General features: G+C 63.0%; 19 protein-coding genes. 7 read left to right on the forward strand and 12 right to left on the reverse strand.

Annotation, left to right across the window (positions count from 1 at the left end; genetic code table 11):
- Positions 1 to 12 precede the first annotated feature (12 nt).
- Positions 13 to 1,824, forward strand: a complete 1,812-nt coding sequence (locus ACQR1W_RS21530; protein ID WP_434852674.1) for a glycoside hydrolase family 15 protein — start codon at positions 13 to 15, stop codon at positions 1,822 to 1,824.
- A 25-nt stretch (positions 1,825 to 1,849) separates the two neighbouring features.
- Here ACQR1W_RS21530 and ACQR1W_RS21535 read toward each other — a convergent pair whose 3' ends face one another.
- From ACQR1W_RS21535 to ACQR1W_RS21570, 8 genes are all read right to left on the reverse strand, one after another.
- The gene (locus ACQR1W_RS21535) at positions 1,850 to 2,662 is read right to left on the reverse strand and encodes an HAD family hydrolase (protein WP_434852675.1); all 813 of its coding nucleotides are present in this window, start codon (positions 2,660 to 2,662) and stop codon (positions 1,850 to 1,852) included.
- Positions 2,662 to 3,228, reverse strand: coding sequence for a gluconokinase (locus ACQR1W_RS21540; RefSeq protein ID WP_434852676.1), 567 nt, complete (start codon positions 3,226 to 3,228; stop codon positions 2,662 to 2,664). The genes ACQR1W_RS21535 and ACQR1W_RS21540 overlap by 1 nt, the downstream gene beginning before the upstream one ends.
- A complete protein-coding gene (pgl, locus tag ACQR1W_RS21545; protein WP_434852677.1) occupies positions 3,209 to 3,964 on the reverse strand; it encodes a 6-phosphogluconolactonase in 756 nt (251 codons plus the stop codon). Before pgl ends, ACQR1W_RS21540 begins: the two co-directional genes overlap by 20 nt.
- A gap of 2 nt (positions 3,965 to 3,966) precedes the next feature.
- A complete protein-coding gene (gene zwf, locus ACQR1W_RS21550; protein ID WP_434852678.1) occupies positions 3,967 to 5,481 on the reverse strand; it encodes a glucose-6-phosphate dehydrogenase in 1,515 nt (504 codons plus the stop codon).
- Positions 5,482 to 5,484: 3 nt separating this feature from the next.
- Positions 5,485 to 6,513, reverse strand: a complete 1,029-nt coding sequence (gnd, locus tag ACQR1W_RS21555; protein WP_434852679.1) for a phosphogluconate dehydrogenase (NAD(+)-dependent, decarboxylating) — start codon at positions 6,511 to 6,513, stop codon at positions 5,485 to 5,487.
- 147 nt (positions 6,514 to 6,660) lie between these two features.
- Positions 6,661 to 9,507: a bifunctional transaldolase/phosoglucose isomerase gene (locus ACQR1W_RS21560; RefSeq protein ID WP_434852680.1), complete on the reverse strand. Its 2,847-nt coding sequence runs from the start codon at positions 9,505 to 9,507 to the stop codon at positions 6,661 to 6,663.
- Positions 9,508 to 9,699: 192 nt separating this feature from the next.
- Positions 9,700 to 10,149, reverse strand: a complete 450-nt coding sequence (locus ACQR1W_RS21565; RefSeq protein WP_434852681.1) for a DsrE family protein — start codon at positions 10,147 to 10,149, stop codon at positions 9,700 to 9,702.
- Between the two features lie 56 nt (positions 10,150 to 10,205).
- Positions 10,206 to 10,862 carry a hypothetical protein gene (locus ACQR1W_RS21570; RefSeq protein WP_434852682.1) on the reverse strand — a complete coding sequence of 219 codons (657 nt, stop codon included), beginning with the start codon at positions 10,860 to 10,862 and terminating at the stop codon, positions 10,206 to 10,208.
- 458 nt (positions 10,863 to 11,320) lie between these two features.
- Here ACQR1W_RS21570 and ACQR1W_RS21575 point away from each other — a divergent pair, with 458 nt between their 5' ends.
- The 3 genes from ACQR1W_RS21575 (at position 11,321) to ACQR1W_RS21585 (ending at position 16,289) form a co-directional block, all read left to right on the forward strand.
- Complete coding sequence (locus tag ACQR1W_RS21575) at positions 11,321 to 13,264, forward strand: PrkA family serine protein kinase (RefSeq protein ID WP_434852683.1); 1,944 nt, start codon at positions 11,321 to 11,323, stop codon at positions 13,262 to 13,264.
- A 215-nt stretch (positions 13,265 to 13,479) separates the two neighbouring features.
- Positions 13,480 to 14,754, forward strand: coding sequence for a YeaH/YhbH family protein (locus ACQR1W_RS21580; RefSeq protein WP_008967736.1), 1,275 nt, complete (start codon positions 13,480 to 13,482; stop codon positions 14,752 to 14,754).
- Entirely contained in the window at positions 14,751 to 16,289 is a 1,539-nt protein-coding gene (locus ACQR1W_RS21585; protein WP_008967735.1) for a SpoVR family protein, read from the forward strand. The genes ACQR1W_RS21580 and ACQR1W_RS21585 overlap by 4 nt, the downstream gene beginning before the upstream one ends.
- A gap of 176 nt (positions 16,290 to 16,465) precedes the next feature.
- Here the strand turns inward: ACQR1W_RS21585 and ACQR1W_RS21590 are convergent, their stop codons facing one another.
- Positions 16,466 to 16,879, reverse strand: a complete 414-nt coding sequence (locus ACQR1W_RS21590; RefSeq protein WP_434852684.1) for a VOC family protein — start codon at positions 16,877 to 16,879, stop codon at positions 16,466 to 16,468.
- A 163-nt stretch (positions 16,880 to 17,042) separates the two neighbouring features.
- Between ACQR1W_RS21590 and ACQR1W_RS21595 the strand changes: the two genes are divergently transcribed.
- The 3 genes from ACQR1W_RS21595 (at position 17,043) to ACQR1W_RS21605 (ending at position 21,273) form a co-directional block, all read left to right on the forward strand.
- Positions 17,043 to 18,329 (forward strand): TMEM143 family protein, encoded by a 1,287-nt coding sequence (locus ACQR1W_RS21595; protein ID WP_434852685.1) that lies wholly within the window; start codon positions 17,043 to 17,045, stop codon positions 18,327 to 18,329.
- Positions 18,330 to 18,623: 294 nt separating this feature from the next.
- A complete protein-coding gene (locus tag ACQR1W_RS21600; protein ID WP_434852686.1) occupies positions 18,624 to 19,577 on the forward strand; it encodes an alpha/beta fold hydrolase in 954 nt (317 codons plus the stop codon).
- A gap of 370 nt (positions 19,578 to 19,947) precedes the next feature.
- Positions 19,948 to 21,273, forward strand: a complete 1,326-nt coding sequence (locus ACQR1W_RS21605; RefSeq protein WP_434852687.1) for a glycosyltransferase — start codon at positions 19,948 to 19,950, stop codon at positions 21,271 to 21,273.
- A gap of 7 nt (positions 21,274 to 21,280) precedes the next feature.
- Here the strand turns inward: ACQR1W_RS21605 and ACQR1W_RS21610 are convergent, their stop codons facing one another.
- From ACQR1W_RS21610 to ACQR1W_RS21620, 3 genes are read right to left on the reverse strand one after another with little or no spacing between them, the layout of a single operon-like run.
- Positions 21,281 to 22,336 (reverse strand): 2-oxoacid:ferredoxin oxidoreductase subunit beta, encoded by a 1,056-nt coding sequence (locus ACQR1W_RS21610; RefSeq protein ID WP_434852688.1) that lies wholly within the window; start codon positions 22,334 to 22,336, stop codon positions 21,281 to 21,283.
- On the reverse strand, positions 22,333 to 24,183 hold the full coding sequence (locus ACQR1W_RS21615) for a 2-oxoacid:acceptor oxidoreductase subunit alpha (RefSeq protein WP_434852689.1): 1,851 nt from the start codon (positions 24,181 to 24,183) through the stop codon (positions 22,333 to 22,335). The genes ACQR1W_RS21610 and ACQR1W_RS21615 overlap by 4 nt, the downstream gene beginning before the upstream one ends.
- Positions 24,153 to 25,952 (reverse strand): FAD-dependent oxidoreductase, encoded by a 1,800-nt coding sequence (locus tag ACQR1W_RS21620; RefSeq protein ID WP_434852690.1) that lies wholly within the window; start codon positions 25,950 to 25,952, stop codon positions 24,153 to 24,155. Before ACQR1W_RS21620 ends, ACQR1W_RS21615 begins: the two co-directional genes overlap by 31 nt.
- Between the last annotated feature and the right edge of the window lie 157 nt (positions 25,953 to 26,109).

Below are 26,109 nucleotides of genomic sequence, written 5' to 3' on the forward strand. Positions count from 1 at the left end.
TCAGAGGGTGGAATGTCCTGCAGGATCGAAGATTATGCCCTGATCGGCGATTGTGAGACGGCGGCTCTCGTCAGTCACAACGGATCGATCGACTGGCTGTGCTGGCCGGATTTCGCTTCCGACGCCTGCTTTGCGGCGCTGCTTGGCGACCACAATCATGGTCGCTGGCTGATCGCGCCGAAGAGCGGGATCAAGAGCAGCTCGCGCCGCTACCGCGGCAACACGCTCATCCTCGAGACGCGGTTTGAGACCGACGAGGGCGCCGTCGAGCTGATCGACTTCATGCCCCCGCGCGGCCATGCCTCGGATGTGGTCCGGATGGTCCGCGGTCTCAGCGGCAGCGTTCCGATGCGGATGGACATGATCATCCGCTTCGGCTTCGGCGTCGATATTCCCTGGGTGAAGCGGTCCGAGGACCGAACCGCGCTGCTTGCGATCTGCGGGCAGGACATGGCGGTGCTGCGCACGCCGGTCGAGACTCGCGGCGAGAACATGACCACTGTTGCTGAGTTCACCATCAAGGCCGGTGAGACCGTGCCTTTCGTGCTCACCTACGCGCCCTCGCATCTGCCGGTGCCGCGGGCGATCGATCCTGATCGCGCGCTGGCTGATACAGAAGGGTTTTGGCGCGACTGGTCCGGCCGCTGCACCTATCAGGATGAGAACGATGACCTGGTGATGCGCTCGCTGATCACGCTCAAGGCGCTGACCTTTGCGCCGACCGGCGGCATCGTTGCCGCGCCGACGACATCGCTGCCGGAGAAGCTGGGCGGCTGGCGGAATTGGGATTATCGCTTCTGCTGGTTGCGTGACGCGACTTTCACGCTGCTCGCGCTGATGAACTCCGGCTACACCGAGGAGGCGCTGGCCTGGCATGATTGGCTGCTGCGCGCCGCGGCCGGTGCGCCCGCCCATATGCAGATCATGTACGGCATCATGGGACAGCGGCGGCTGACGGAATGGCAGGCGGAATGGCTGCCGGGTTATGAAGGGTCGCAGCCGGTCCGGATCGGCAACGCTGCGCATGCGCAATTGCAGCTCGATGTGTTCGGCGAATTGATCGACGCCTTCCACCAGGCGCGGATGGCCAAGCTCAAGCTCTATGACGGCACCTGGTCGCTCGAATGCGCCGTGCTCGATCATCTCACCGACGTCTGGGACCAGCCCGATCATGGCATCTGGGAGCGCCGCGGCGAGGGCCACCATTATGTATTTTCCAAGGTGATGACCTGGGTGGCGTTCGACCGTGCGATCAAGAGCGCCGAGAAATTCGGCCTCAAGGCGCCGCTCGAGCGCTGGTACCGCCTGCGCGAGACGATCCACAAGGACGTGTGCGCGAAGGGCTTCGACGCCGCGCTGAACACCTTCGTCGTATCCTATGGCTCGAGACTGCTCGATGCGAGCCTGTTGCTGCTACCCGCCGTCGGCTTCCTCCCCTGCTCGGACCCGCGCATCCGCGGCACGATCGAGGCGATCGAGCAGCATTTGATCCGCGACGGCTTCGTGCTCCGCCATGATCCGCGCGAGCGTCGGCCCGACGAGCAGGAGCCGATCGAGGGCGCCTTTCTGGCCTGCACGCTATGGCTCGCTGATGCCCATGTGCTGGCGGGTAACCTCGACAAGGCCGATGTGCTGTTCAGGCGCGTGGTCGAGATCGCCAATGATGTCGGGCTGCTGGCCGAGGAATACGACACCCAGGCACGGCGCCAGACCGGAAATTTCCCGCAAGCCCTCACGCACATCGCGCTGGTCACGACTGCGCACAATCTGAGTGCAGCGAAGGCCACGAGCAAGAAGCCGGCGATGCAGCGATCGGAGTCGTGAGCGCCGTCGGGTATCTCCGCAGCAGTCAACCCTTCGCATTCTCGCTCAGGATCGCGTCGATCGCGTTGGCAAAGCCTTCGTCCTCATTTGAGGTCGTGACCTCTTTCGCATAGCCCTTTACCTCGTCGCTGGCATTGCCCATCGCGATCGAGAGCCCGCTGACCTTGAACATCGCGACGTCGTTATGCATGTCGCCGATGGTGGCGACCGCCGCCAGCGGAATCCCGAGCCGTTCCGCCGTCGCGGCGACGAACGTGCCCTTGTCGCGGCCCGGCGGGGTGATGTCGAGATAATAGCTTTGCGAGCGCACGGCGAGCGCCTGGTCGCCCAGCGCCTCGCGCATTGCGCCCTCGCAGCGGACCAGAAGCTCGAAATCGCGGCTCGAACCTACGATCTTGCAGGCGTTCGAGACATAGGGTGAGAAATCCTCGATGATGGTTGGATCGGCGCGGATCGCGCGCTTCTCGTTCGGCACGTAGTCGCCATCAGGATTGCGGGTGAGCCAGGCATCATTGGTGAACAGCCAGATGTCGACCCCGAACTGGTTGAGCATCTCGAGTGCGCGTTCTGCCGCGCGCGTCGGGATCAGGCTCTGCTCGACCGGCGTCATATCGGGATCGACGATCGAGCTGCCGTTGAAGGGACCGACCGGAAGGCTGATCTGCAGCGGCTCGACCAGGAAGCGCATGCCGATCGCGGGCCGGCTGGAGGTGATGGTGAAGGCGATGCCGGCCTCGTGCAGGCGCCGTGCCGCGTCACGCGCGCGATCGGTCAGGGTCTTGTCCCGCGTGAGCAAGGTCCCGTCGACGTCGGAGACAACGAGCGCGATAGGGGGCATCAGGAGCTCCTGTTGGCTGCGCGGCTGGCATCGATGTCGAGCTTTTCGATGTCGAGCTTTTGCAAGATGCGATCCACGATCACCTCGACCGGCGCATCGATCGAGACCGTGACAGGATGCTCCTCATCGGCGGGTGGTTCCAAAGTCGCAAACTGGCTGGCAAGCAGGCCCGGGGGCATGAAATGTCCCTTGCGATGACCGATCCGATCCGCGATCAGCGCCTCGGTGCCCTTCAGGTAGACCATGCGGATGTCGTCGCGCCCGTGCACGAGGATGTCGCGATAGGCCTTCTTAAGGGCCGAGCAGGCGATGATGACATGCTCGCCGGCCGCGCGGCAGCGCTCGATCTCGGCTGCAATCGCCTGCAGCCAGGGCCAGCGATCGGCGTCGGTCAGCGGATGGCCGGCGCTCATCTTGGCGACGTTGGCGGCGGGATGGAAGCTATCGCCATCCTCGTAGCGCCAGCCGAGACGGGCGCTCAGCGCCTCGCCGATCGTGCTTTTTCCTGAGCCGGACACGCCCATGATCACCAGTGCAGAGGGCAGGTCAGACGTCAGGTTGTTCACTCAAATTCTCCGGCGTTGCCGCCGAATCAACCAGGAAGACGGTCTCCTGATCCGAATGGGCGCGATTGGCCGGGAGATTCTCTCCCGACAGCACCCGCGTCAAGATCGGGCGCTTGTCCGCCCCCGCCACTTCGAACAGCATTTTGCGGCAGGAGCCCAGTGTGGGCAGGGTCAGCGTCACCCGGGGCACGAAGGGCGCGACATTGGCCTGGTCGACGCCGACGACCCAGCGGTCGTGCACATCGAGCGCCGGTGAGCCCGGAAACAGCGACGCGGTGTGGCCGTCCGGCCCGATGCCGAGCAGCACCAGATCGAATAGGGGCCGCGCCGGATCGAGGCGATCAGCTCCATAAAAATCCTGCAGCGTGCGTTCGTAGGCGCGGGCGCTCTGGTGGACATCAGCCGTGTCGGTCGGAATCGCATGGATTTTTGCTGCCGGCGCACAGGCGTTCAGAAAGGCGTCGCGTGCCATCGCCATATTGTGCAGTGCATCGCCCGCCGGGACGAACCGCTCGTCGCCGATGAACCAGTGCACGCGCTGCCACGGCACGCGGCTGCGATAGGGTTCAGTCGCCAGCAGCCGGTAGAGCTGCTTTGGGCTGGAGCCGCCGGAGAGGCAGATCGCGACCCGGCCGGGATTAACATCAATCTGCGTCAGCAGCTGCTCGGCGGCCGCCTTGGCCATCGCCTCCTTGTCGGCGATGCGAATCAGTCGGCGGCCTCTCGCGCCTGACATCGTCAATCGAGCTTTCGCCAGCTGCGGCCATCGCGTGTCAGCAGCTCGGCCGCAGCGGTCGGCCCGTCGCTGCCGGCTGTGTAGGTCTGCAGGCCGTGATGGCCGGCCTTCTTCCAGGCCTCGATGAAGGGCTGCACCGCTTTCCAGCCGGCCTCGACGCTGTCGGCGCGCTGGAACAGCATGTTGTCACCGATCATGCAGTCATAGATCAGCGTCTCATAGCCGGTCGCCGGCTCGGCCTGGAAATAGTCCTTGTAGTTGAACTTCATCTGCACGCCGTCGGTACGGACAGTCGGGCCCGGCACCTTGGTGTTGAACTGCAGGGTGATGCCCTGGGTCGGCTCGATCCCCATGACGAGATAGTTCTCAGCGAGCGTCTCGACCGGCGTGCAGCTGAACATCGCAAACGGCGCCTGGCGGAACTTGATCGCGACCTCGGTCCGCTTCAGACCCAGCGCCTTGCCGGTGCGCAGGTAGAACGGCACGCCAGCCCAGCGCCAATTGTCGATGGTGAGCTTCAGCGCCGCATAGGTCTCGGTCGTACTCTCCGGATTGACGTCCCGCGTGCTGCGATAATCCGGAAGCCCGCTATCACCGATGCGCCCGGCGATGTATTGCCCGCGCACCGAATTCTGCAGCGCCTCGGCTTCGCTCTGGATCTGGATCGCAGCCAGCACCTCGGCCTTTTCCGAACGCACGGTGTGCGCGTCGAACCGTGCGGGCGGCTCCATGGCGACGAGCGACAGCAGCTGGAACAGATGGTTTGGCACCATGTCGCGCAACGCGCCGGTTGCGTCATAGAAGCTGCCGCGCGTGCCGACGCCGAGCTTCTCCTCCACGGTGATCTGGACGTGGTCGATATGGTGGCGATTCCAGATCGGCTCGAACATGCCGTTGGCGAAGCGCAGCACCAGGATGTTCTGCACCGTCTCCTTGCCGAGGTAATGATCGATCCGATAGATTTGATGCTCGGTGACGAGCTTCAGGAGTTCGTCGTTCAGCGCCTTGGCCGAGGCGAGATCGGTGCCGAACGGTTTCTCCACGACCAGCCGGCGCCATGCGCCGCCGTCCTCGCGGAGCAGGCCGACGCGGCCGAGCTGGCGTGCGATCGGGGCAAACCCGCTCGGCGGCGTCGCCAGATAGAACAGCCGATTGCCGCCGGTCTCGCGGTTGGCTTCCAGCTTTTCCAACCGTGACTTCAACTGGTCGAAACTGTCGGGATCCTTCGGATCGGCCTCGATCGAGGTCACGCATTGCAGGAGCCGCTTGGCGATCTCGTCCTCGACCGGACGGGTCGCGAATTTGCGCAATCCCTCCAGCAGGTTCTCACGCAGCTTCTCGCTCGGCATGCCGCCGCGGGCGATGCCGACGATGCAGAAGCGCTCCGGCAGCAGATTGGCGGCGGCGAGATTGTACAGCGAGGGCATCACCAGACGGTGCGTGAGATCGCCGGTGACGCCAAAAATCACGAAGGCGCAGGAGTCCGGCTTTTGATACTCATATGATCCGTTCGCCATCGCTCATGCCTTCGGCTTGACCATCTCGGGTGCAGCTTGACGCGCGGGATCGGCATGCTGCTCGGGCTCCTTGTGGCCGCCAAAACCTTCCCGCATCGCCGAGAGAATCTTCTCGGCGAAGGTGTGTTCCTGGCGCGAGCGGAAGCGGGCGAACAGCGCGGCGGTCAGCACTTCCGCCGGCACGGCCTCGTCGATCGCGGCGTTCACCGTCCAGCGGCCTTCGCCGGAATCCTCGACGAAGCCGGAATATTTCTCGAGGCTGGGCTGCTTGGCGAGCGCGATCGCGGTGAGATCGAGCAGCCAGGACGGGATCACGCTGCCTCTGCGCCAGACCTCGGCGATATCAGCGAGATCGAAGTCGAAGCGGTGATCCGCGGGCAGCGCCTCGCTGCTGGCATTCTTGAGGATGTCGAAACCCTCGGCATAAGCCTGCATCAGGCCGTATTCGATGCCGTTATGGATCATCTTGACGAAATGGCCGGCGCCGACCGGGCCGGCATGCAGGTAGCCGCGTTCAACGCGCGCGTCGCGCTTCTCGCGGCCGGGCGTGCGCGGGATCTCGCCCTCTCCGGGAGCAAGCGCGGCGAAGATCGGATCGAGCCGATCGACCACCGCCTTGTCGCCGCCGATCATCATGCAATAGCCGCGGTCAAGCCCCCAGACGCCGCCGGAGGTGCCGACATCGACGTAATGCATCCCGCGCTCTTTCAACGCCTTGCCGCGGCGCACGTCGTCCTGCCAGAAGCTGTTGCCGCCGTCGATGATGACGTCGTCGGACTCCATCAGCTTGGTGAGCTGCTCGATCGTGGCTTCGGTGATCTTGCCGGCCGGCAGCATCACCCAGACGGTGCGGGGCTTGTCGAGCTTGGCGACGAACTCCTCCAACCCTCCGGCGCCGAGCGAACCGTCGGCAGCGAGCGCTGCGACCGCTTTCGGATCGCGGTCGTAGACCACGGTGGAATGTCCCGCGCGCATCAGGCGGCGGACGATGTTGCCACCCATCCGCCCGAGACCAATCATGCCAAGCTGCATGTACAAACTTCCCTTTTGCCTAGAGCATGACCCGGAAAAGTGCGAACCGGTTTTCCCTCGCGACAAACGCGGAACGCGTTTGCGCGGAGATCATGCTCAAACAACAATCTAAAGCGCGATGACGATTCATCCCAATCTCATCACGCTTTAGTTCAGCGCGTCGGTAATCGCGGCATCCAGCATCTTCAGCCCCGATTTCAAATTGCCCTTCAGATGCACCCGCAGCGCGCGCCGGCCGCGCTCGGTCAGCACGTCGAAATCGCCGCGGGCCTGGGCCGCCTTGACCACGCCAAAACTGGCTTTCCAGCCGGGGATCGGCAGATCCTTGTCGTCATCAGCCGTGATCTGCAGGAACACGCCGCTGTCGGGGCCGCCCTTGTAGGCCTGGCCGGTCGAGTGCAGGAAGCGCGGGCCGAACTCGGCGCAGGTCGCGACATGCTTGGCATCGCGCAATTTGAGCCGCATGGTCTGCAGCGCGTCGATGTTGCCTTCATTGCGTTCGATATAGCCGAGCAGTGCGACATAGTCGCCCTTGCCGGCGCGGGACAGATGCGCCTTGAGCCAGGAGGCCAGGGTCCCGTCGGCACCATGCTCGCGCAGAGCGTCAGCGTTATGCGGGTCGGTGTAGAGCTCGCAGCCTTTCACCGTGATCAACGGCTCTTCCTCGGGCAGCGCACCGGTCCTGTCGAAGGCAGCGGTGAGCTCGCGCGTCTTGATCTTGGCAGCCTCGACATCCGGCTGGTCGAACGGGTTGATGCCGAGCACGCTGCCTGCAACCGCGGTCGCCATCTCGAAGCGGAAAAACTCCTGGCCGATATGATCGATCGACTTCATCACGATGCGCGCCACCGGATGGCCCGCCTGTTCCAGCGCCGTCAGCATCTCCTCGTGCGCGGCGTCCTCTTCACCTTCGGTGCGGATATCGATGAAGAAGCGATCGTTGCCGTAAAGCGCGGGCTCGCCGAGCGGCTCGCCATCGATCGGGATCAGACCCTTGCCTTCCTTGCCGGTGGATTCGGCGATCAGCTGCTCGGCCCAGGCGCCGAAATCCGCGATCTTGGGCGAGGAGAACAGCGTGACCTTGTCGCGGCCCTCGAGGCCGGCGAGCCCGATCGCAAGCCCGAGCTGCACGCCCGGGTTCTCGTGCGGCGGCACGTCGGGGCCGCAGGAGCGGACCATCGACAGCGCATGCGTGATCAGCTTGCGGAGATCGATGCCGGCCGTCGCCGCCGGCACCAGGCCGAACGGCGACAACACCGAGTAGCGGCCGCCGATGCTCGGCTCGCCATAGAAGATGCGGGCAAAGCCTTGGGCCTTGGCCGCCTTTTCCAGCGATGAGCCGGGATCGGTGACGGCGATGAAGCGGTGGCCGGCCTTGGCGGCACCGATCGCCTCGGCGACGCGGGCAAAGAAATAGTCCTTCATCGCATTCGGCTCGGTGGTGCCGCCGGACTTCGAGGAGACGATGAAGACGGTCTTTTCGATGTCGATCGCCTTCTCCATCGCGCGGACCTGCGCCGGATCGGTCGAATCGAGCACATGCAGCTTCGGAAAGCCTGATTTCTTGGGGAAAGTTTGGGCCAGGACCTCGGGGCCGAGGCTCGAGCCGCCCATACCGAGCACGACGGCGTCGGAGAATTTCTGCCCCTTCACACGCGCTGCGTAGTCCTCGTAGTCGGCGAGATTGGCCTTGGCCACGCTGGTCAGCCAGCCCAGCCATTTACGCTCGTCGTGGCCGGTCCAGATCGAGGAGTCCTTGCGCCAGAGGCGGCGGATCTTGGCGTCCGTCCGCCATTCATCCGTGGCCTTTTGGATCTTCTTGCCAAGCTCTGCTGTCGCTGTGACCGTCTGCTTGCCGACCTCGAGGCCGAGCACGGTGGCGCGCTTGTACGCCACCGCCCCATAGAGCTTGTCGGCGGCATCGGCAAATTGCTTGACGCCGTCCACCACCAGATCGGCCGTGATCTGGTCGAGCGATATGCCGGACCTTTCCAGCTCATCGAGCGCAGCTTCCGCCTCCTCGACATTCTCCTCCAGGCTGTCGCGCACCTTGCCATGGTCGCGGAAGGCGTCGAGCGTTGCCGGCGGCACCGTGTTCACGGTGTTCGGTCCGATCAGCTCTTCGACGTAGAGAACATCGCTGTACTCTTTGTTCTTCGTGCCGGTCGAGGCCCACAGCAGCCGCTGCGGCTTGGCGCCCTTGGCCGCCAACGCCTCCCAGCGTTCGCCCGCGAACAGCCGCTTGTAGTCCTGATAGGCCATCTTGGCGTTGGCGATGGCGATCTTGCCCTTTAGCCCGGCCAGCCGCTTCTTCTCGGTCGGATCGTTGGCCTGGGCGATCTTCTGGTCCAGCTGCTTGTCGACCATGGTATCGATGCGGCTGACGAAGAAGGATGCGACGCTCGCGACATGCGACGGATCGCCGCCATCGGCAACATAGGCCTCGAGCCCGGCCAGGTAGGCTTCCGCGACCTGACGATACACCGCTTGTGAGAACAACAGCGTGATGTTGACGCTGATGCCCTTTGAGATCAGGTACTGGATCGCCGGCAGACCGGCATCGGTGGCCGGCACCTTGATCATCAAATTCCGGCGGTCGACGGCCTTCCAGAGATGCTCCGCCTCGGTGATCGTGCCCTTGGTCTCCATCGCCAGATAGGGCGAAACTTCGAGGCTGACGAAACCGTCATTGCCGTCGAATTGGTCGTAGACCGGGCGCAGCACGTCCGCAGCATGCTGGATATCTTCGACCGCGAGCGCTTCGAACAGGGCCGCCACCGGGCGGTCGCCGCTCTTCAGCGCCTTGCCGATCGGCGCGTCATATTCGTCCGAGCTGCCGATCGCCTTCTCGAAGATCGACGGGTTGGACGTCACCCCCTTGACGCCGTCCTGGTCGATCAGCCGCTTGAGATCACCCTTGCCGATGAAGCCGCGGGCGAGGAAATCCAGCCAGACCGCCTGGCCATGCTGTTCGAGTGCTTTGACGGGATTCATGATGCCTATCTATGTGCGCTGGCTTGCTTTTTCGGGTTCCAGGCTGGGCAGGGTGCCAGACCGGTAAGACCCCAATATGAACGACTATGCGCCACCACCCTGGATAACGCCATTCATATCGGTTTGATCCCTGTGAAAAGCCGGCGGCCACCCATGCACGGTTCGCGGGCTCCGCGCGTCGGCGCTTGCGCCTCACGGTCTGATGTACAGATAGCCTTTCGACTGCAGCTCGGCGATGCGGACCACGCCGCCTTTCTCGGCCTCGACGAAGCCGGGCAGCAGGTCCGACAGACCGATGTTCTGCGCCTTCATCGTGTTGCCGCAGGCGGCGAGTTCGAGTCCCATTTTGGAAAACTGGCCGACGCGGCGGCCGACATCGTGAGCCGCTCCGGACGCCACGAAAGCGCGCAAGGCGGTGCCGTGCACGACGAGCGCAATGGTGACGTGATCGGGGCCACCGACGCCGTCATAATGGTTCTGGATGTTGCCGAGAACGAAGGACACCTTTTCGATCTCGTTCAGGTGATAAACCACCTTCAGCCTGTCGTCAGCGGCCGCGGCGGTTGCTGCCGTCGCACGCGACGCCACGAAAATGCCGCCAACGGCAGACAGCGCGCTGCGGATTAAATTGCGCCGATGCATGGTCGCTCTCCTTGCAATGCCAAAAACAACATCACATGTTTTGTCTTGAGATGATGTTATTTGTGCCTGAGGGCTGCAAGCTCCTTGCGATCGGTGACGAGGCCTGCGCAATCGCTGGGGTCGGTGCGGTCGAGCAGAAAGATCTTGTCGTCGCTGCCGGCGACCAGCGCATCGCTCGCCTCACTATTGGGCTTCGCAATGTCGGGCTTAGCAGTGTCGGGTTTGTTGTCTCGCTGCCACATCGTGATGCGTGCGAGCCGCACGATCGCCGACTTGTCGTCTTTCGACAGCGCGACCTCGATGCCGCCGCCTTCGCAATCCATGGGGCAGCTGTCGCGGATCTCATGGTGCGCGTTCTCGGCAAGCGCATGATCGCAAGCGCCGCTGGAATCGAAGTCGCCGGGACGGTCACGATCATTGATGCCAAGGCGAAACGAATAGGCGAGCGCGCTGTCGCGGTCCGCAATCTCGGCTGTGATCAAGAGCTGCATCGCCGCGACTTTCTGCTTCGGATGGCGCGCGAGATGATCGGCATCGTAGTGCCGCATGAAACAGGCATATGCTTTTCGTCCCGGCGGCTTCGCAAAGACGCGGACGTCGAAAGCGTCGGCTTGGCTCTTGCTGATCGTCTCGTCGGCGCGAGCCGGGGCTGCAAGATTGGTTTGGCTCACCGCGGCGATAGAGGCGAGCGTGTGCGCGAATTGCAGCTTCATCCTGATCTTCCGCAACATGCGTCTGCCGCGCGCTGGCAGTCTCACGCCACGCGATGGCAGATTCGTTCCAAATCTTCGTCGCTTCCGGGAAGATCTGCGTTCACCGCCGGTTCACGTCTCGATGGGACACTGGTTCGCTCCGCAAAAACGCGGAGTTTGCGTGGCTTCACAATGTCTTGTGCGGCGCAGGAAGAGCCCGGTGCCGGAGTATTGCGGATGTTGCGAAGCAGAGACAATGGTTTACAAATGACGGCTACGGCCCGATTTTGCCGAACTATTGAGCGAACTGCTTGTTGATAGGGCAGGTGCTGCTTGCGCTTTGCGTTGCGGAAGAGGGTCAAGAGGGTGCCCAATAGGGGCTGGCGCGCTTCACACTGAGTCGGTGTCGAGATCAGGAGGAACGTAGTCTGGTCTCGCCTCGTTGCAGCAGTGCAGCGGAACCTACGTGGAGAGGGATCATGTACAACGATTCGTTGTTCAACGCGTTCGCGAGGTCGTTCGAGGCTAGAAGCCAGACCGACATGTCGATGGCGGAATATCTTGAATCGTGTCGCACCGACCCGATGCGATATGCGAATGCCGCTGAACGACTACTAGCTGCGATTGGTGAGCCTCAGATGATCGACACGGCCAAGGACCCACGCCTTGGCCGTATCTTTTTGAACCGGACGATTCGGGCGTATCCGGCGTTCTCCGGCTTCTACGGAATGGAAGATACGATCGAACGTATCGTGGGATTCTTCCGCCACGCCGCGCAGGGCTTGGAAGAGCGCAAGCAGATCCTCTACCTGCTTGGACCGGTCGGTGGCGGCAAGTCGTCGCTCGCCGAGCGGCTGAAGCAGCTGATGGAGGTGCATCCGATCTACGTGCTCAAAGCCGGCGACGAGTTGAGCCCGGTGTTCGAATCGCCGCTCGGGCTGTTCGATCCCGACACGCTCGGGCCGATGCTGGAGGAGAAGTACGGCATTCCGCGACGCCGGCTCACCGGGTTGATGAGTCCGTGGTGCTACAAGCGGCTGGAAGCGTTCGGTGGCGACATCTCGCAGTTCCGCGTCGCCAAGATCCAGCCGTCACGGCTGCGCCAGATCGGGATCGCCAAGACCGAGCCCGGCGATGAGAACAATCAGGACATCTCCTCGCTGGTCGGCAAGGTCGATATTCGCAAGCTCGAGACCTACGCGCAGAACGATCCGGACGCCTACAGCTATTCCGGCGGACTGAACCGCGCCAACCAGGGCATCCTCGAATTCGTCGAGATGTTCAAGGCGCCGATCAAGATGCTCCACCCGCTGCTGACCGCGACGCAGGAAGGCAACTATATCGGCACCGAGAATATCGGTGCGATCCCGTTCAGCGGTATCATCCTGGCCCACTCCAATGAGGCGGAGTGGCAGAGCTTCAAGACCAACAAGAACAACGAGGCGTTCATCGACCGCATCTGCGTGATAAAGGTCCCGTACTGCCTGCGCGTCACCGAAGAACGCAAGATCTACGAGAAGCTGATCTCGGGCTCCGAACTCGCCGCCGCTCCTTGCGCGCCGGCGACGCTGGACACGCTGGCCCGCTTCTCGGTGATGTCGCGCCTTCGCAAGCACGAGAACTCGACGCTCTACGCCAAGATGCGGATCTATGACGGCGAGAGCCTGAAGGAATCGGATCCGAAAGCGCGCAGCGTGCAGGAATATCGTGACGCCGCCGGAGTCGATGAAGGCATGGACGGCGTCTCCACCCGTTTCGCCTTCAAGGTTCTTGCTGCGACCTACAACCACGATACGGCCGAAGTGTCGGCCGACGCCGTGCACCTGATGTATGTGCTGGAGCAGTCGATCCGTCGCGAGCAGCTGCCGGAGGAACTCGAGAAGCGCTATCTCGAATTCATCAAGGCCGACCTTGCGCCGCGCTACGCCGAGTTCATCGGCCACGAGATCCAGAAGGCCTATCTGGAATCCTACTCCGATTACGGCCAGAACCTGTTCGACCGCTACGTCGATTATGCAGACGCCTGGATCGAGGATCAGGACTTCAAGGATCCCGATACGGGACAGTTGCTCAATCGCGAGTTGCTGAACCAGGAACTGACCAAGATCGAAAAGCCGGCCGGGATCGCCAACCCGAAGGACTTCCGCAACGAGGTTGTCAAGTTCTCTTTGCGTTCGCGGGCCCAGAACGGCGGCAAAAATCCTGGCTGGACCAGCTACGAAAAGATCCGCGAAGTCATCGAAAAACGGATATTCTCCCAGGTCGAGGATCTTCTGCCGGTCATCTCCTTCGGGACCAAGAAAGATGGCGAGACCGAGAAGAAGCATGACGACTTCGTCGCGCGCATGGTCGAGCGCGGCTATACCGAGCGGCAGGTTCGCCGCCTGGTCGAATGGTATATGCGCGTGAAGCAGGCCGGCTGAGGAGGGTTCCGGCGTCCGACATTTCGCTTCCCGTCTGGGAGGCATTTGAGCGAATGTTGGGGTCAGGGAATTCTCGTCAAGCGAACGCTCGTGAAGCTAATGTCGCTGGTGCAGCTTTGGATTTGGCGTCTGCACCACGATATCGCGGCAGGAGCGAGTATGAGGGTGAGTAGACGGCAAATCCGCTGCACCAGGAGGTGTATGGAAAGGTGGTCATGCACATCATTGATCGGCGCCTGAATCCCGGCGGCAAAAGTCTGGAGAATCGTCAGCGATTTTTGCGCAGGGCCAAGGCGCTGGTGCAGGGCGCGGTCAAGAAGACGTCGCAGGACCGCGACATCCGGGACGTGCTTGAGGGCGGGGAGGTGAGCATCCCGCTCGACGGCATGGACGAGCCGCGCCTTCGCAAGGAAGGGGGCACCCGTGACATGGTGCTGCCCGGCAACAAGAAGTTCGTCGAGGGCGATATCCTGCCGCGGTCCGGCGAAGGCAGCGGCCGGAAATCGGCCCCCGGACAGGGCGACAGCGAGGACGCCTTCCGCTTCGTGCTGACCAAGGAGGAATTCGTCAACCTGTTCCTCGACGACCTCGAGCTGCCCGACCTCGCCAAGCGCAAGTTTGCCGAGGCCGAGAGCGAGGGGCTGCAGCGCGCCGGTTACGCGACCTCCGGCTCGCCGGCCAATATCTCGATCAGCCGCACGGTGACCCGCGCGCTCGCCCGTCGCGTCGCGCTGCGGCGGCCGCGGCCGCAGGAGATTGCGGAGCTCGAAGCCGAACTTGAGGAGGAGACGGACGAGGGGCGCCGTGCGGAGCTTCTGGCCAAGATCGAGGCCCTGAAAGCCAAAGCCAAGCGCATCCCTTTCATCGATCCGATCGACATCCGCTATCGCCGCTTCGAGACGGTGCCGAAACCGATCGCGCAAGCCGTGATGTTCTGCCTGATGGACGTCTCGGGCTCGATGTCCGAGCATATGAAGGACCTCGCCAAGCGGTTCTACATGCTGCTCTACGTGTTCCTGACCCGGCGCTACCGGCACGTCGAGATCGTCTTCATCCGCCACACCGACCGCGCCGAGGAGGTCGACGAGCAGACCTTCTTCTACGGCCCGGCTTCCGGCGGCACCCTGGTGTCGAGCGCGCTGCAATGCATGCACGATATTGTCCGGTCGCGTTTCAGCCCGTCCGACTGGAACATCTACGCTGCGCAGGCCTCGGACGGCGACAATGCGACCTCCGACTCCGAAAATGTCGCCCGCATCCTGACCAGCAACATCCTGCCGGTGTCGCAGTTCTTCGCCTATCTCGAGGTCGGCGAGTCCGGCACCTACTCTTTTGAAATGCCGGATTCGGCGCTGTGGTCGCTCTATGAGCGGCTGCGCGCCGGGGGGGCGCCGCTATCGATGCGCAAGGTGCGCGATCGCAGCGAGATCTTCCCGGTCTTCCATGATCTGTTCCAGCGGCGCAAGACCCAGGAGAGGGCCGCCTCATGAGCGAGCTTCTGTTCGAAGGCGCGGACTGGAATTTCTCGACCCTGCAGCGCATCCACGATACCTGCGAGACTATTGCGCGCGGCGAACTCGGGCTCGACACCTACGCCAACCAGATCGAGGTGATTACCGCCGAGCAGATGCTCGATGCCTATTCCTCGGTCGGCATGCCGCTGTTCTACAAGCATTGGTCGTTCGGCAAGCACTTCGCCTTCCATGAAGCCTCCTATCGCAAGGGGCTCATGGGTCTCGCCTATGAGATCGTGATCAACTCCTCGCCCTGCATCTCCTACCTGATGGAGGAGAACACGGCGACGATGCAGACGCTCGTGATCGCGCATGCGGCATTCGGGCACAACCACTTCTTCAAGAACAACTACCTGTTCAAGCAGTGGACCGATGCCGACGGCATTCTCGACTATCTCGAATTCGCCCGTGGCTATGTCGTGCAATGCGAGGAGCGGCACGGCCGCGTCGCGGTGGAGCATACGCTCGACGCCGCGCATGCGTTGATGTCGCATGGTGTCGACCGCTATCCCGGCAAGAAGAAGCTCGATCTGCGCGAGGAAGAGAAGCGTGCCGGCAAACGCCGACTTTACGAAGAGGCCGCGTTCAACGATCTCTGGCGCACCGTGCCGAGCGGGCCCACCAAGACCAGGGCTGTGCTCAATGTCGAGCGACGACGCGTGCTGCTCGGCCTGCCGCAGGAGAACCTGCTCTATTTCCTCGAGAAGACCGCGCCCCGGCTCGCACCATGGCAGCGCGAGCTGATTCGCATCGTGCGCCATATCGCGCAGTACTTCTATCCGCAGGGCCAGACTAAGGTCATGAACGAAGGCACGGCGACGTACGTGCACTATCGGATCATGAACCGGCTGCACCAGGAGGGACGGCTGACGGACGGCAACTTCCTCGAATTCCTGCAGTCGCACACCAACGTGGTGTTCCAGCCGGAGTTCGACGATCCGCGCTTCTCCGGCTTCAACCCTTACGCGCTCGGCTTCGCCATGATGCAGGACATCGAGCGCATCGTGACCGAGCCGACCGCCGAGGACCGCGAGTGGTTCCCGGATATCGCCGGAAGCGGCGATGCGATGGCCGTGCTGCGCGACGTCTGGGCCAACTACCGCGACGAAAGCTTCGTCAGCCAGTTCTTGAGCCCGCATCTGATGCGGCGGCTGCGCCTGTTCCATCTGCATGACGACCCGGCCGAGCGCGCCGGCATCCGCGTCGATGCGATCCACGACGAGCGCGGCTACCGCCGCATTCGCCGCGAACTCTCCAGGCAGTACGATGTCGGCTATATCGATCCCAACATCGAGGTGATCGATGTCGACCTCGCCGGCGACCGCCGGCTGATGCTGCGTCATACGGTGGTCAAGGGCGCCCAGCTCAACGAGACCGACGCCAAACGCGTCCTCCAGCATCTCGCTGATCTCTGGACCTACGACGTCTCGCTGACCGAAGTCGACGCAGCCACCGACAAGGTGCTCAAGGAGTACGTGCTCAATCCGCGGATACAACCGGCGGCCGCCTGACGCGGCGGCCGCTCTGTGAAGCTGCCAAATAGTAGGTCGGAAATCCGAAAGGCGAGCAAAGCGAAGCGTGCCCACCAAGGTCCGCGCAGGCTGGCAGATGGTGGGCACGGCGCTTCGCGCCTTTGCCCGCCCCACGGACAGTCGCATATGGCCGCCGTCCATCGCGACTGGACGAACTAGATTTCGGCAAACACCTCCAATAAGTTTCCGTCCGGATCGCGGAAGAACAGCGTGCGGTGACCGAACGGCTGGTCGGTCGGCGGCTCGACGAGCGCGATACCTTTCGCCGCGAGCTCCTCTGCGCATTGGTCCACGTCGGCCAGAGATACCTTGAAGGCAAGCTGCAGCGAAGCGCTGCCCTCAGGCGTCGACCTGTCTCCAGCGACTCGGCTCGGCCGTGCCAGCACCAGCGTGTTTGGCCCGATCCGATATTCGATCCAGTTCGATGACAATTCCCGCGAGAGTCGGAAACGAAGGACGTCTTCGTAAAACCTGCGCATGGCCACCATGTCGCGGACCAGAATGGCCGTATAGTCGATCGCGCCAATGGCCGCGAAAGCGGAGGGAAACGGTGAGCCGGCGTCGGGCATGTACTAGTCCTGCCGTTATCTTCAGGTTTCTCAGGCAGCTTTGCAGGTAGAACCCGCCGTCGCAAGTTCGCTATGTTGGCAAGCTAGGAAGGAGCAAGCAGGCTAAGGGTCTGATCTCCCCGGCGGACCGTGAAAAGAAGAGCAAACCTTGGGCAGGGACGGTGTGACTGAACCGAATAATGATGCGCCCACCCCTGGGCCGCGGGATCGCTTCATTCCCTTACGGAAGTCGGACATTCTCGACGGGCTGATTACCCATTTCACCCTGGACGATGCCTTGGCGGGCGAGCTTCGGCAATTCGCCCACATCCTGGGTGCGATCCTGCATCAGCAATATTTCGACGAGCTCGACCGGCTGCGCCAGACCTATTTCTATTTCGATCCGGACATCGGTCGGGCCGCGCATCTGTCGGCCGACGCGCTCGATGCCGCTTACCGCGGTTTGAGCGATGAGTTCGTGCGCGTTCTCACCGAGGCCAATTTCGTCGAGATCAAGCACGAGGAGATCCTGCGCGCCTTCACCGAGCACGCGCTGGTGCGGGTCAAGATCAAGGCGCCGCTGACCGATTATCGGGATGTCCGGATGTTTCGGCGTGGACATCATCGGGAGACCATCTCGATTCCGGCTCTGTTCGGCTTGCGCCGGCGTTCCCTCGAGATCGAGGTCTATGACGACGTCGTGCTGATGGTTGCGACCAGGCCTGATGTCGTCGGTGCGGAGCCGCGCCTGTCATTGTTGAGCGCGCGCGGCAGCGCCAGCAAGGTCCGCGGCGGCGCCGTGCTGTTCAAATATTTCCGCCACATCCCGCGCTGGGACCTCGAGGCGCTGTTTCCGAACGTCCGCGTGGTGATGGGGATTCGCCAACAGCTGACCCTTGGCGTGCCGGCGCTGGTCGGCGGGGTACCGATCCTGCTCAAGCTGGCCTCAACCCTGACGGTGCTGTTCGTCGTGGCCGGCTTTTATCTCGGGCTGAGCGGCACGCTGCATGACAACGACACTCAGCAGGCGCTCGCCGCGCTCAGCGGCCTGTTCGCGCTGGGTGCCTTCATCCTGAGGCAATGGGGCAATTTCCATCGCCAGTCGCTGATCCACCAGAAGCAGCTCACCGACAACATCTATTACCGCAACGTCAACAACAACTCCGGCATTTTCAACTATCTCATCGGCGAGGCGGAGGAGCAGGACTGGAAGGAGGCGCTGCTCGCCTATTGCGGCCTCGTTTCTGCGCCGGGCGAACTCACGCACGACGCACTCCGCACGCGCATCGAGGACCTGTTGCTGCAGCGGTTCAGCCTCGGTCTGTCGTTCAACGTCGATGCCGCGCTGGCGAAGCTGCGAGAGCTGCGGCTCTTGACCGAAACCGCCGACGCGGTTTCCGTTATCGCGCTCCCGGATGCCATCGCGCAGCTCGAGCGCGTCTGGGGTCGACTTCTGCCTTCCCCGTCCTGAAGCTCTTGTGTTTGGCTATCTGCGCCGCGTCGCTCTCCCAGCCGCGCGTGATGGACGTTCGGGCCGTCCGAATCAAATGACGTTTCAGAGGCAACGAATCTCCTTGCATCGTATTGACGCGGTAGCAACGAGACAGCAGGCTCCTGTGCGATCATTGCAGACGTGTGGCGCAAGCGGAGAGTCGCCGCCAAGCTTATGGGAGGAAAGTGAAGGACCGTCGCATCGACGCGCAGCGGGGGCGTGACGGGTTCCGGCATCACGAGTGCTCCACGCTTCATGAAGGGAGTAGCGAATATGGATTTCACGACCGTTCACAACGGCGACATCGCACTCAACGTCGCGATCGAGGGCAAGGGGCCTCTGATCCTATGCGTTCATGGTTGGCCTGAGCTCTGGTACTCCTGGCGGCATCAGATTCGCCACTTCTCTGAACGTCGCTACGCGGTCGCCGCGATGGACGTGCGGGGCTATGGAGACAGCTCGCGGCCGGAGCCCGTTGAAGCCTATACCATGCGCAATCTCGCGAGCGACGTGGCGGCGGTGGCCGATCACCTCGGTGGCGGCAAGGCCATTCTGTTGGGCCACGACTGGGGAGCGCCGATTGTCTGGACCTCGGCGCTACTCCATCCCGGCATCGTCACGGCCGTCATCGGGCTGAGCGTGCCCTTCACGCCGATTGGCGACCTGTCGTTTGTCGACATAGCGACGAAAATCTACGCTGGCCGCTTCTTCTACCAGAGCTATTTTCAAGCCGAGGGCGTGGCAGAGGCTGAGCTGGAGGCTGACATTCCAGCGTCGCTGCGGAAGATCTATTTCGCCGCCTCCGGCGATGCGCGCCCCGATATCTGGTTCGCGGACAAGCCGGCCGATGCCAAATTTTTCGATGGCATGATCGACCCTCAGCCCTTTCCGGCCTGGATGAGCACCGCCGATCTCGATGTCTATGTCAGTGCGTTCCGCAAGACCGGCTTTCGAGGGCCTCTGAACCGCTATCGCGCCCAGCGCTTGGATCCCGGCCAGCTCACTGCCATCAAGGGAAAGCCGGTCACGCAGCCGTCGTACTTCATTGCAGGCGAGCGCGATATTGTCCGGCGTATCATCCCCGGTTCGGACCGCTATGCGGACCCCGGCGCAGCCTGCACCGATTTCCGCGGATCGGTGATCATCCCGAAGGTCGGTCACTGGGTCCAGCAGGAAGCGCCCGCGGAGACGAATGCCGCCATCGAGGAATTCCTCAGCGGGCTTTGACCCCGGTAGCGTAAGCTGTTTCCGCTCGATCAAGCGGACTTGGCGCATCCGTCCTGCGCAAGCTTGCCTCATGGTGCTGGGCGTCGTCGCGGGCTTCTATCTCAGCCCCGCCGACATGATGTCCGCGCCTATCATCTGGCGGTCGCGCTCCGCGTCGTCAGCGCTGTCGCCGCTTCCTGGATGATGGCGAGAAGGCATTCGCGTATGCCGGCGATTATGTCCGCGGTCGCAATTCGATGTCACACGTAACGCATTTCCCGCGGCCGGCAGTCCAATTGTAGCGATGCGGCGACAATCTCCTCCGTCAGATCGATACGGAAGCGCGGCGTGAGCCGATCTTGCGTGCCGACGTTCACGGTAGGAGAATCTGATGAAAGTTCTCATTGCTTCGACGCCTGCGACGGGCCATCTCAATCCGCTGCTTGCAATCACGCATGGCCTTATCGAGGACGGGCATGACGTGTCGATTCTGACCGCAAGCAAGCTTCGCGAGCGAGTCGAGGCTAGTGGCGCGACATTCAGGGTCTTTCCAGGTAACGCCGACATCGATCCGAATGACCTTCTTGCGATCGCACCGGAGCTGAAAGATATCGAGCCCGGTCCGGAGTGGCTGAGCGTGGCCCTGCAGCGGCTGTTCATCGATCGCATTCCGGCACAGCATGAGGGATTGCTGCAGGCGTTGCGCGAGTATCAGCCTGACGTCATCGTCGGCGATGACATGATCTTCGGCGTGTTGCCGATGCTGCTTGGTCCGCGTGCGGACCGGCCGCCCATCGTGCTGTGCGGAACGTCGATCCTGCATTCGCCCCGTGATGACGGCGCGCCGCATTTTCTCGGGCTGCCGCATGCCACGACCCAGGCGGAGCGTGATCGCTACGCCGATATCGCCAGGGATTACGATCGGATCGTCAGCGAGCCCGGTGGCCGCCGGTTGAATGCGATCCTGGCGAAACTGGGCCTCGGCCCACTCGAGATGGCGATGTTCGATTCCGTCTCGGTGCTCGCCGATGCGTATCTGCAGTTGACGGTGCCGAGCTTCGAATTTCCGCGCAAGCTGCCGCCGACCGTTCATTTCGTCGGCCGTCCGCCGATCGTCCCCAACCAGGCGCCGCTGCCGCCCTGGGCCGATGACCTCGACGGCTCGCGCAAGGTGGTCCTGGTGACGCAGGGGACGGTGGCCAATCACGATTTCGGACTTCTGGTCGCGCCGACGCTTGCGGCGCTTGCGGACGAAAAGGATCTGCTGGTGATGGTGACCACCGGCGGCCGGCCGATTGACACGATTCCGGGCGTGATCCCGTCCAACGCGCGCGTCTCCCGCTATCTGCCATTCGAGTGGGCGCTCGCGAAGGCGGACGTGTTCGTCACCAATGGCGGCTATGGCAGCGTCAACCAGGCGATGAGCTACGGGCTGCCGATCGTCAGCGCAGGTCTGACCGAGGACAAGGCGGACGTGAACATGCGTATCGGCTGGTCCGGCGTCGGCATCAATCTCGCGACCAACCAGCCTACTCAGCAGGCCGTGCGCGAGGCGGTTCGGGCCGTGCTGGATCAGCCGAACCATCGCGCCCGCGCCAAGAAGATGGCCCGCGAGTTCGCGAAGTACGATACGCGCTCCGAAATCCTTCGCATCATCAATCAGGTCGTCGACGAGCAGACGACGCCTGAGATCCCGGCAAGGCGGTCGGCCGGTTAGCCGCCGATCAGCGCAGGCTTGCGTTGATCTTGTCGAGCGCAGCGGAGCCGGGACACAGGTCCGCGGCTTCGAGCCGGTTCAGCGGCTGCTCCACCGTATTGAGGTGGCTGTGCAGGTCCTCTGAGTCCGGATCGACATAGAGCAGCCCGGTGACGATCTGCCCCTGGGCGGCGTGCTTCTGCAGGAAGGTCATGGCGCCGAGCCGGTCATGCGGATCGTAATCGGCGTCGATCTTGCGCAGCGCGAGGCGGGAGCCGTCGTGCTGCTCGACGATCTGCACCGTGCCGGGTGCGTAATCGACCGTGATCGGATCGCGCCCGGTGAACACGTCCAGCCGGTTCACGGCATCATTGTGCTCGCGCACATAGTCGTAGCTCTTGGTCGAGCCGGCGTGATTGTTGAAGGCGATGCAGGGGCTGACGACATCGATGAACGCCGCGCCCTTGTGTTGGATCGCGCCGGCAATGATCGGCACCAGCTGCTTCTTGTCGCCGGAGAAGGAGCGGGCGACATAGGTCGCCCCCAACTGCAGCGCGATGCCGACCAGGTCGATGGCGTTGTCGGTGTTGGTGATGCCCTTCTTCGACTTCGAGCCGCGATCCGCGGTCGCCGAGAACTGGCCCTTGGTCAGGCCGTAGACGCCGTTGTTCTCGACGATGTAGGTCATGTTGACGCCGCGCCGGATCGCATGCGCGAACTGGCCGAAGCCGATCGAGGCGGAGTCGCCGTCGCCGGAAACACCGAGATAGATCAGCTCGCGATTGGCCAGATTGGCGCCGGTCAGCACCGACGGCATGCGGCCATGCACCGAGTTGAAGCCGTGCGAATTGCCGAGGAAGTAGTCCGGCGTCTTCGACGAGCAGCCGATGCCGGAGATCTTGGCCACCCGATGCGGCTCGATCGACAGCTCGAAGCAGGCCTCGATGATCGAGGCGGTGATCGAGTCGTGGCCGCAACCGGCGCACAGCGTCGAGATCTTGCCCTCGTAGTCGCGATGGGTGAAGCCGAGCGCGTTGGTCTTGATGCCGGGATGATGGAATTTCGGTTTAGCGATGTAGGTCATGACACGGCCTTGCGCAGCGGTGTGACTTTGAGATGATCCTGGTGATCGCCGATCGCGTCCGCAATGAAGCGCGCGGTGATCGGCGTGCCGTCGTAGTGCAGGATCGGCACCAGCCGGACCGGATCGATGCCGTTCTCGTTGACGATCAGCTGGCGCAGCTGCGCGTCGCGGTTCTGCTCGACCACATAGACGAAGTCGTGCTCGGCGAGGAAGCTCGCCACGCTCGAATGGAACGGGAAGGCGCGGATGCGCAGCCGATCGAGCAGGTGGCCGCGGGCTTCGAGAAGCTCGATCGCCTCGTCCATCGCCGGCGCCGTCGAACCGAAATAGATCACGCCATAGCGGGTCGGCTTGGCGGCGTTGGCCTGCAGCGGCCGCGGCACCAGATCCTGGGCGGTTTCGAATTTGCGGATCAACCGCTGCATGTTGTCGGCGTAGACGGCGCCTTCCTCGGAATATCTGGCGTAGCGGTCGCGCGAGGTGCCGCGGGTGAAGTAGGAGCCCTTGGTCGGGTGCGTGCCGGGATAGGTCCGATACGGAATGCCGTCGCCGTCGACGTCGAGGTAACGGCCGAAGTCGCGGCCCTCATCCAGCATCTCGGCGGTCATGATCTTGCCGCGGTCATACTGCCGCGCATCGTCCCATTTCAGCGGCCGGCACAGCCGCTGGTTCATGCCGATGTCGAGATCGAGCATGAGGAAGATCACGGTCTGCAGCCGCTCGGCGAGATCGAAGGCGGTTGCCGCGAACTCGAAGGCTTCGGCCGGATCTTCGGGGAATAGCAGGATATGCTTGGTGTCGCCATGCGAGGCATAGGCGCAGGCGATGACGTCGCATTGCTGGGTGCGGGTCGGCATGCCCGTCGACGGGCCGGCACGCTGCACGTTCATGATCACGGCCGGGATCTCGGCAAAATAAGACAGGCCGATGAACTCGGTCATCAGGGAAATGCCCGGGCCGGAGGTCGTGGTGAAGGCGCGCGCGCCATTCCAGGAGGCACCGATCACGACGCCGATCGACGCCAATTCGTCTTCGGTCTGCACGATGGCATATTTGGCCTTGCCCGTTTTGGGATCGTGCCGCAGCTTCTTGCAGTGATTGCCGAAAGCCTCCGCCAGCGACGAGGACGGTGTGATCGGGTACCACGCGCAGACGGTGGCGCCGCCATAGACCGCGCCGAGCGCGGCTGCGTTGTTGCCTTCGATGAAGATGCGGTCGCCGACCTTGTCGGCTTTCCTGATGCGCAGGCCGATCGGGCATTTCAGGTTCTGCAATGCCCAGTCGCGACCGAGATGCAGCGCATGCACGTTCGAGGACAGGAGCTTTTCCTTGCCCTTGTATTGCTCGCCGATCAGCTGCTCGATCAGCTTCGGGTCCATGTCGAGTAGCGCGCAGAGCGCGCCGAGATAAATGATGTTCTTGAACAGCTGCCGTTGGCGCGGATCGGTGTAGGTCGAATTGGTGATCGCGGTCAGCGGCACGCCGATGACGGTGATGTCGCCGCGGAATTTCGTCGACGGCATCGGCTTGGTGGAATCGTAGAACAGATAGCCGCCCGGCACGATGCCCGCGACGTCCTTGTCCCAGGTCTGCGGATTCATCGCGACCATCAGGTCGGTGCCGCCGCCACGGGCGCCGAGATGGCCGGCCTCGGTGACCCTTACCTCGTACCAGGTCGGCAGCCCCTGGATGTTGGATGGGAAGATGTTGCGTGGGCTGACCGGCACGCCGTGGCGCAGCACGGCACGGGCGAACAACTCGTTGGCGCTTGCCGAGCCCGAGCCGTTGACGTTGGCGAAGCGAACGACGAAGTCGTTTACGCTGCTGAGCGGCGCTTGCTGGGGCATGCGTTACCTGCGTGAGTCATCTCGATGAAATATTTCTGCATGTCCCACGCACCGGTGGGGCAGCGTTCGGCGCACAGGCCGCAATGGAGACAGACGTCCTCGTCCTTCACCATCACGCGGCCGGTCTTCAGATCGCTCGATACGTAGAGGCTCTGGTCCGGATGTGGTGACGGCGCCTTCAGCCGCTGCCGGACATCGGCCTCCTCGCCGTTCTGCGTGAAGGTGATGCAGTCCATCGGACAGATGTCGACGCAGGCATCGCACTCGATGCAGAGCGTGTTCGAGAACACGGTCTGCACGTCGCAGTTCAGGCAGCGATGCGCCTCGCCGAGCGCAAGCTTGACGTCGTAGCCCAGCTCGACCTCGGCGCGGATATCCTTGAGCGCCACCACCTTGTCGCGATGCGGCACCTTGTAGCGCTGGTCGGGCGAGATGTCGTTGTCATAGCTCCATTCGTGGATGCCCATCTTCTGCGAGGTGACGTGCACCTCGGGCAATGGCCGCTCGGCGATGTCCTCGCCGGAGAGCATGCGATGGATGGACAGCGCAGCGTCATGTCCATGCGCGACCGCCCAGATGATGTTCTTCGGGCCGAATGCAGCGTCTCCGCCGAAGAACACCTTCGGATTGGTGGAGGCGAATGTCTTGGGATCGACCACCGGCATGTGCCATTTGTCGAATTCGATGCCGCAATCCGGCTCGATCCACGGGAACGCGTTCTCCTGTCCGACCGCGACCAGCACGTCGTCGCATGCAAACGTCTGGTCCGGCTCGCCTGAAGGCACCAGGTTGCGGCGGCCCTTGGCGTCATATTCGGCACGGACCTTCTGGAAGGTTACACCGGTGAGCTTGCCATTGTCATGGTTGAACGCGACCGGCACCAGATAGTTGAGGATCGGGATATCCTCATGCATGGCGTCGTCCTTCTCCCAGGGCGAGGCCTTCATCTCCTCGAAGCCGGAGCGCACGATCACTTTGACGTCGGTGCCGCCGAGCCGGCGCGCGGTGCGGCAGCAATCCATCGCGGTATTGCCGCCGCCGAGCACGATCACGCGTTTGCCGATCTTGTCGGTATGGCCGAACGAGACGCTGGCGAGCCATTCGATGCCGATATGGACGTTCGCGGCGGCTTCCTTCCGCCCGGGAACGTCGAGCTCGCGGCCGCGCGGCGCACCGGAGCCGATGAAAACAGCGTCATACTTGTCCGCAAGCAGTTTGTTCAGGCTGTCGATGCGGTGGCCGCCTTTGAACTCGACGCCGAGCTTCAGGATGTAGTCCGTCTCTTCGTCGACAACACTGTCGGGCAGCCGGAATTTCGGGATCTGCGAGCGCATCATGCCGCCGGGCTTCGGATCGGCATCGAACACCGTGCACTGATAGCCAAGCGGGGCGAGATCGCGCGCCACCGTCAGCGAGGCGGGCCCGCCACCGACCAGCGCGATGCGCTTGCCGTTTTTCGGCACGGGTCGCGGCATGCGCTGCTTCACGTCGTCCTTGAAGTCGGCGGCGACGCGCTTCAAGCGGCAGATCGCCACCGGGCTGTCCTCGACGCGGCCGCGCCGGCACGCCGGCTCGCATGGACGGTCGCAGGTGCGCCCGAGAATGCCCGGAAACACATTCGATTTCCAATTGATCATGTAGGCATCGCTGTAGCGACCCTCGGCGATCAGTCGGATATATTCCGGGACGGGGGTGTGTGCGGGACAGGCCCATTGGCAATCGACCACTTTGTGAAAGTAGTCGGGGGCCGAAATATCAGTCGGTTTCATTCCTACCCTGTCCACGCGATGAACCACGAGCGCGCGGCCTTCCTGACCTGAGGGTGACTAGCTGTTGAGCTCAGACGGATCGCAGGCCGTGACCTGTTTTTCCGGTCGTCATACTCTCGCTGCCGCCCTTCTGTTTTTGAAATGGCTCAATATGATT

The sequence above is a fragment of the Bradyrhizobium sp. HKCCYLS1011 genome (assembly GCF_051167795.1).
In the GTDB taxonomy this organism is placed as follows: domain Bacteria; phylum Pseudomonadota; class Alphaproteobacteria; order Rhizobiales; family Xanthobacteraceae; genus Bradyrhizobium.

What these genes read in the sequence shown, in the direction of transcription:
- ACQR1W_RS21560 (WP_434852680.1), bottom strand. Translation starts at nt 9,507, where the DNA reads ATGAATCCCGTCAAAGCACTCGAACAGCATGGCCAGGCGGTCTGGCTG.
- ACQR1W_RS21570 (WP_434852682.1), bottom strand. Translation starts at nt 10,862, where the DNA reads ATGAAGCTGCAATTCGCGCACACGCTCGCCTCTATCGCCGCGGTGAGC.
- ACQR1W_RS21620 (WP_434852690.1), bottom strand. Translation starts at nt 25,952, where the DNA reads ATGAAACCGACTGATATTTCGGCCCCCGACTACTTTCACAAAGTGGTC.
- ACQR1W_RS21575 (WP_434852683.1), top strand. Translation starts at nt 11,321, where the DNA reads ATGTACAACGATTCGTTGTTCAACGCGTTCGCGAGGTCGTTCGAGGCT.
- ACQR1W_RS21600 (WP_434852686.1), top strand. Translation starts at nt 18,624, where the DNA reads ATGGATTTCACGACCGTTCACAACGGCGACATCGCACTCAACGTCGCG.
- ACQR1W_RS21605 (WP_434852687.1), top strand. Translation starts at nt 19,948, where the DNA reads ATGAAAGTTCTCATTGCTTCGACGCCTGCGACGGGCCATCTCAATCCG.
- ACQR1W_RS21610 (WP_434852688.1), bottom strand. Translation starts at nt 22,336, where the DNA reads ATGACCTACATCGCTAAACCGAAATTCCATCATCCCGGCATCAAGACC.
- ACQR1W_RS21585 (WP_008967735.1), top strand. Translation starts at nt 14,751, where the DNA reads ATGAGCGAGCTTCTGTTCGAAGGCGCGGACTGGAATTTCTCGACCCTG.
- pgl (WP_434852677.1), bottom strand. Translation starts at nt 3,964, where the DNA reads ATGTCAGGCGCGAGAGGCCGCCGACTGATTCGCATCGCCGACAAGGAG.
- ACQR1W_RS21615 (WP_434852689.1), bottom strand. Translation starts at nt 24,183, where the DNA reads ATGCCCCAGCAAGCGCCGCTCAGCAGCGTAAACGACTTCGTCGTTCGC.
- gnd (WP_434852679.1), bottom strand. Translation starts at nt 6,513, where the DNA reads ATGCAGCTTGGCATGATTGGTCTCGGGCGGATGGGTGGCAACATCGTC.
- ACQR1W_RS21590 (WP_434852684.1), bottom strand. Translation starts at nt 16,879, where the DNA reads ATGCCCGACGCCGGCTCACCGTTTCCCTCCGCTTTCGCGGCCATTGGC.
- ACQR1W_RS21580 (WP_008967736.1), top strand. Translation starts at nt 13,480, where the DNA reads ATGCACATCATTGATCGGCGCCTGAATCCCGGCGGCAAAAGTCTGGAG.
- ACQR1W_RS21565 (WP_434852681.1), bottom strand. Translation starts at nt 10,149, where the DNA reads ATGCATCGGCGCAATTTAATCCGCAGCGCGCTGTCTGCCGTTGGCGGC.
- ACQR1W_RS21535 (WP_434852675.1), bottom strand. Translation starts at nt 2,662, where the DNA reads ATGCCCCCTATCGCGCTCGTTGTCTCCGACGTCGACGGGACCTTGCTC.
- ACQR1W_RS21530 (WP_434852674.1), top strand. Translation starts at nt 13, where the DNA reads ATGTCCTGCAGGATCGAAGATTATGCCCTGATCGGCGATTGTGAGACG.
- zwf (WP_434852678.1), bottom strand. Translation starts at nt 5,481, where the DNA reads ATGGCGAACGGATCATATGAGTATCAAAAGCCGGACTCCTGCGCCTTC.